This is a genomic window from Rhizobium phaseoli (assembly GCF_003985125.1).
In the GTDB taxonomy this organism is placed as follows: domain Bacteria; phylum Pseudomonadota; class Alphaproteobacteria; order Rhizobiales; family Rhizobiaceae; genus Rhizobium; species Rhizobium phaseoli.
The window spans coordinates 1-2,634 of the sequence record NZ_ML133628.1 but is presented as its reverse complement, the minus strand read 5'-3'; the positions used below and the strand labels follow the sequence as shown (position 1 = coordinate 2,634).

At 53.4% G+C, this 2,634-nt stretch carries 1 rRNA gene; it reads right to left on the bottom strand.

The features are described from left to right. Window positions 1-20 precede the first annotated feature (20 nt). Window positions 21-2,634: ribosomal RNA gene (locus tag EFD56_RS32370) — 23S ribosomal RNA — on the bottom strand; the annotation flags it as partial.

The following is a 2,634-nucleotide window of genomic DNA, read 5'->3' as shown; positions in this document are numbered from 1 at the left end:
GATGAGCACAGTCAATGAGAACGATCAAGCCGATCGAGCTATTAGTACCGGTAAGCTTCATGCGTTGCCGCACTTCCACACCCGGCCTATCAACGTGGTCGTCTTCCACGGCTCTGATAGGGAACACTCGTTTTCAGGTGGGTTTCCCGCTTAGATGCCTTCAGCGGTTATCCCGTCCATATATAGCTACCCTGCTATGCCCTTGGCAGGACAACAGGTCCACCAGAGATATGTCCATCCCGGTCCTCTCGTACTAGGGACAGATCCTGTCAATATTCCTACACCCACGGCAGATAGGGACCGAACTGTCTCACGACGTTCTGAACCCAGCTCACGTACCGCTTTAATTGGCGAACAGCCAAACCCTTGGGACCTGCTCCAGCCCCAGGATGCGATGAGCCGACATCGAGGTGCCAAACAACCCCGTCGATATGGACTCTTGGGGGTCATCAGCCTGTTATCCCCGGCGTACCTTTTATCCGTTGAGCGATGGCCCTTCCACGCGGGACCACCGGATCACTATGACCGACTTTCGTCTCTGCTCGACTTGTCAGTCTCGCAGTCAGGCGGGCTTATGCCATTGCACTCGACGACCGATTTCCGACCGGTCTGAGCCCACCATCGCGCGCCTCCGTTACTCTTTCGGAGGCGACCGCCCCAGTCAAACTACCCACCATACACTGTCCCGGACCCGGATGACGGGCCGCGGTTAGACATCCATGACGATAAGGGTGGTATTTCAAGGATGGCTCCACGGAAACTGGCGTCCCCGCTTCAAAGCCTACCACCTATCCTACACATGCCGACACGAATGCCAGTGTAAAGCTATAGTAAAGGTGCACGGGGTCTTTCCGTCTGACCGCAGGAACCCCGCATCTTCACGGGGAATTCAATTTCACTGAGTCTATGTTGGAGACAGCGGGGAAGTCGTTACGCCATTCGTGCAGGTCGGAACTTACCCGACAAGGAATTTCGCTACCTTAGGACCGTTATAGTTACGGCCGCCGTTTACTGGGGCTTCGATTCAAAGCTTGCACCTCTCCTCTTAACCTTCCAGCACCGGGCAGGCGTCAGACCCTATACGTCGTCTTGCGACTTCGCAGAGCCCTGTGTTTTTGATAAACAGTCGCTACCCCCTGGTCTGTGCCACCCCATCATAGTTGCCTAAAATGGGGTCACGCTTCTTCCGAAGTTACGCGTGCAATTTGCCGAGTTCCTTCAACATAGTTCTCTCAAGCGCCTTGGTATACTCTACCTGACCACCTGTGTCGGTTTCGGGTACGGTCTATACGGTGGAGCTATTTCCTGGAACCGCTCCGCTGCCCTGATAATCCAATAAACCAGAACAACTTGTGCAATCCGTCACTACCACCAGGCCCACGAATATTAACGTGGTTCCCATCGACTACGCGTGTCCGCCTCGTCTTAGGGGCCGGCTAACCCTGCTCAGATTAACTTTAAGCAGGAACCCTTGGTCTTTCGGCGAGAGGGTCTCTCACCCTCTTTATCGTTACTCATGTCAACATTCGCACTTCCGATACCTCCAGGAGCCCTCACGGGTCTCCCTTCATCAGCTTACGGAACGCTCCGCTACCACTTGCATCACTGCAAATCCTCAGCTTCGGTGCATGGCTTCAGCCCCGTTACATTTTCGGCGCAAAGACCCTTATTTAGACCAGTGAGCTGTTACGCTTTCTTTAAATGATGGCTGCTTCTAAGCCAACATCCTGGTTGTTTTGGGATCCTCACATCCTTTCCCACTTAGCCATGACTTGGGGACCTTAGCTGGAGGTTAGGGTTGTTGCCCTTTTCACGACGGACGTTAGCACCCGCCGTGTGTCTGCCGAGTAGTACTCCCCGGTATTCGGAGTTTGGTTAGGATCAGTAAGACGGTGAGTCCCCATAGCCCATCCAGTGCTCTACCCCCGGGGGTATTCGCTCGACGCTCTACCTAAATAGATTTCGCGGAGAACCAGCTATTTCCGAGTTTGATTGGCCTTTCACCCCTAGCCACAAGTCATCCCAATCTATTGCAACAGATGCGGGTTCGGTCCTCCAGTTGGTGTTACCCAACCTTCAACCTGCTCATGGCTAGATCACTCGGTTTCGGGTCTAATGCAACAAACTATATCGCCCTATTCAGACTCGCTTTCGCTGCGCCTACACCTACCGGCTTAAGCTTGCTTGTTACACTAAGTCGTTGACCCATTATACAAAAGGTACGCCGTCAGGGTTGCCCCCTCCGACTGTTTGTAGGCATCCGGTTTCAGGTTCTATTTCACTCCCCTTGTCGGGGTGCTTTTCACCTTTCCCTCACGGTACTTGTTCGCTATCGGTCATGCACGAGTACTTAGGCTTGGAGAGTGGTCTCCCCATGTTCAGACAGGATTTCTCGTGTCCCGCCCTACTCTAGGACAATCGTAATATCTACGCGTACGGGGCTGTCACCCACTACGGCCGCACTTTCCAGAGCGTTCCACTTTAATCACAATTGCCACTGGCCTGGTCCGCGTTCGCTCGCCACTACTTGCGGAGTCTCGGTTGATGTCCTTTCCTGCAGGTACTTAGATGTTTCAGTTCCCTGCGTTCGCTTCTTACACCCTATGTATTCAGGTGCAGATACCTTATCACAAT